The sequence below is a fragment of the Myxococcus vastator genome, from assembly GCF_010894475.1.
GTDB lineage: Bacteria > Myxococcota > Myxococcia > Myxococcales > Myxococcaceae > Myxococcus > Myxococcus vastator.
The window spans coordinates 1-2,683 of record NZ_JAAIYB010000714.1; the positions used below are offsets into that span (position 1 = coordinate 1).

Below are 2,683 nucleotides of genomic sequence, written 5' to 3' on the forward strand. Positions count from 1 at the left end.
GGAGGTGTGTGGAAGAGAGAGGGCATGGGGGGGGCCGGAGACGGGGACGCGGGAACCGGCGCCGTGAGCCTCCTGACACACCAGGAGGCCCTGCGAGCGCCGGGCCGGACGGCTTGACGCCTCCGGATGGCCGGGAGACCCTTCCAGCCCCCATGAGACTTGCTCCGTCCTCCGAGCCCGTTCGTCCCTTGGAGCCTCAGCCCGCCGTCACCACCACCGAGCTGCCTGCTCACGCCGCCGACGAGGTCAGCCTGTCCCATGAGGCCCGGTTGTGTGTGCTGCGGGAGATGATGGGCGAGGCCTTCTTCACGCTCGACGCCCACGGCTGCGTCCGCGAGCTGAACGCGCGCGCCGCCGCCCTGCTGGGTGCGCCGGCCGAGCAGGTGCGCGGCCAGGAGCCCTGGCATGCCCAGCCCGGGCTTTCGGGCACGGTGCTGCACGAACGGCTGATGACGGCGCTGACCACGCGCGAGGGCGGCCGCTTCCTGGCCGAGCTGCCGTCGCGGACCTGGCTGGAGGTGACGGTCCGCGTGGTGGGCGAGGAGACGTGGGTGCTGGCCGCGGACATCACCCAGCGCCAGCACGCGGAGAATGAAGTGGCGCGCACCGAGGAGCGCTTCCGCCAGCTGGGCGAGCGCTTCCAGGTGGCGCTCGACTCCGCGCAGATGGCCGTGTGGGAGACGAACCTCGTCACCGGCCAGGTGTTCCGCTCCGAGGCCCATGACCGGCTCTACGGCTACGCCCAGCCGCAGGCGGAGTGGACGCACGAGAAGTTCCTCGCCTCCATCCACCCGGACGACCGCGCGGAGGTGGAGGCCCAGGTGTCCTCCCTCTTCACCCGGCACGTGGACGCCTACACGTCCACCTTCCGCACCCGCTGGCCGGACGGGAGCTGGCACTGGCTCACCAGCCGGGCGTCGGTGATTCGCGATGCCTCCGGCAACGTCGCGGTGGTGCGCGGGGCCATCCTGGACATCACCGCGCTGAAGGAGACGGAGGCCGCGCTGCAGCAGGCGGTGCGCACGCGGGATGACTTCCTCTCCATGGCCAGCCACGAGCTGCGCACGCCGCTGACGTCCCTGCGCCTCCAGTTGCAACTACTGCGGCGCCTGGGCGACTCCACGCCTGGCGCGACGCTCGGCTCGGACAAGGTCGCGGGGAAGCTGGACAACACGGAGCGCCAGCTGCGCAGGCTGGGCGCGCTGGTGGACAACCTGCTGGACGTCAGCCGCATCCAGACGGGGAAGCTGGACTTCCAGTTCGCCGACGGGGACCTGGCCGGCGTGGTGTCGGACGTCGTGTCCCGCTTCACCGAGGAGGCGCGTCTGGCGGGCGTGCTCCTGGACTCGCAGGTGGACGCGCCGGCCCCGTGCCGCTTCGACCGGCTGCGCATGGAGCAGGTGGTGAGCAACCTGCTCACCAACGCCTTCCGCTACGGCGCGGGCAAGCCGGTGAAGGTGTCGCTGACGCACGCACCGGACACGACGCGGCTGGTGGTGCAGGACAGCGGACCGGGCATCCCCGCCGCGGACAGGGACCGCGTGTTCGAGCGCTTCACCCAGGGCGACAACGCCCAGCGGCGCGGGGGCCTGGGGCTGGGGCTCCACATCGTCCGGCAAATCATCGAGGCGCACGGCGGGCGCGTCCACGTGGAGCAGGCGCCCGGAGGCGGCGCCGCCTTCGTGGTGGAGCTGCCACGGTAGGGCAGGTGCGGCATCCACTCATGGACACATGCGGGGCGCCGCCCACGCGGTGACACCCGGCCCTTCCTCCGATTTCTTACACCTTGACGCCTTTCGTGAAGGACCTGGCGCCATCAGTGAATCGGGGTTCGCCGAAGACGTGCATCATGTCGTTCCGGTTCGGCGTCCAGCGGGTGTGGGTTCGTTGCCCGTCACGGCCGTTCCGTCAGGAGGCGCCCCGATGTGGATTGAGAGCATCATCATGCCGCGCGAGGACGACTCGGAACCCTACGTCCCCGCGCCACGGAGGGACCGGCGCGGCGGGCTCGCGGCGGCGTTGGAGGAGAGCCACCAGCTGCGCGACACGGTGCAGCGCTTCGTGAGCGCCCACGACTTGTCGGACGGCGTGAGGTGGCTCAGCGAGCCCGGCCTCCTGCCCGTCATCACCATCCACTGCACGGACTTCGCGCTGGCGAAGCTGCGCGAAGCCGCGGACTTCGTGGTGGGCAGCGCGGCGCCCATCGACGTCTACCCCGCGCTGGTCGGCACGCAGGGCCAGGTGGCCCCCGAGGCCCTGCTCACCTCGGCCATGCCCCACCTGCAGCGGCGCATGTAGGGCCGCTTCACGGCGTGGGGATGCGCCGGTAGCGCGCCGCGAAGAGCTGGTAGCCGGCGTAGGCCACCAGCCCCAACGCCACCAGGCCCAGCAGCCAGGGGCCGAAGGGCTGACGCGCCAACGTGCCCAGCGCCTCGCCCAGGCCGCCCGCCTCTCCCGGGTCCGCGCTCAGCGCCGCCTGGATGAAGAACGAGCCCACCAGCAGGAACACCACGCCGCGGGCCGCGACCCCGGCCTTGCAGATGCGCTCCACCTCGGTCCGCCGGCGCGCCGCCAATCCGGACAGGGACAGCTTCTCCAGCATGCGCCCCTTCCAGGCCCGGTGGAGCTGGTAGCCGGCGAACCCCATCACCCCCAGCCCCACCAGGACGACCAGGACCTGGCC

3 protein-coding genes are annotated in these 2,683 nt (G+C 71.8%); 2 read left to right on the top strand and 1 reads right to left on the bottom strand.

The genetic code is table 11. From position 1 onward, the window contains the following. Nucleotides 1–152 precede the first annotated feature (152 nt). Nucleotides 153–1,703 (top strand): sensor histidine kinase, encoded by a 1,551-nt coding sequence (locus G4D87_RS36435; protein ID WP_240358896.1) that lies wholly within the window; start codon nucleotides 153–155, stop codon nucleotides 1,701–1,703. Between the two features lie 220 nt (nucleotides 1,704–1,923). Beyond that, nucleotides 1,924–2,298 (top strand): hypothetical protein, encoded by a 375-nt coding sequence (locus G4D87_RS36440; protein WP_163787393.1) that lies wholly within the window; start codon nucleotides 1,924–1,926, stop codon nucleotides 2,296–2,298. 7 nt (nucleotides 2,299–2,305) lie between these two features. Here G4D87_RS36440 and G4D87_RS36445 read toward each other — a convergent pair. Next, the coding region (locus G4D87_RS36445; protein ID WP_163787394.1) for a DUF1206 domain-containing protein at nucleotides 2,306–2,683 on the bottom strand (378 nt) is incomplete at its 5' end.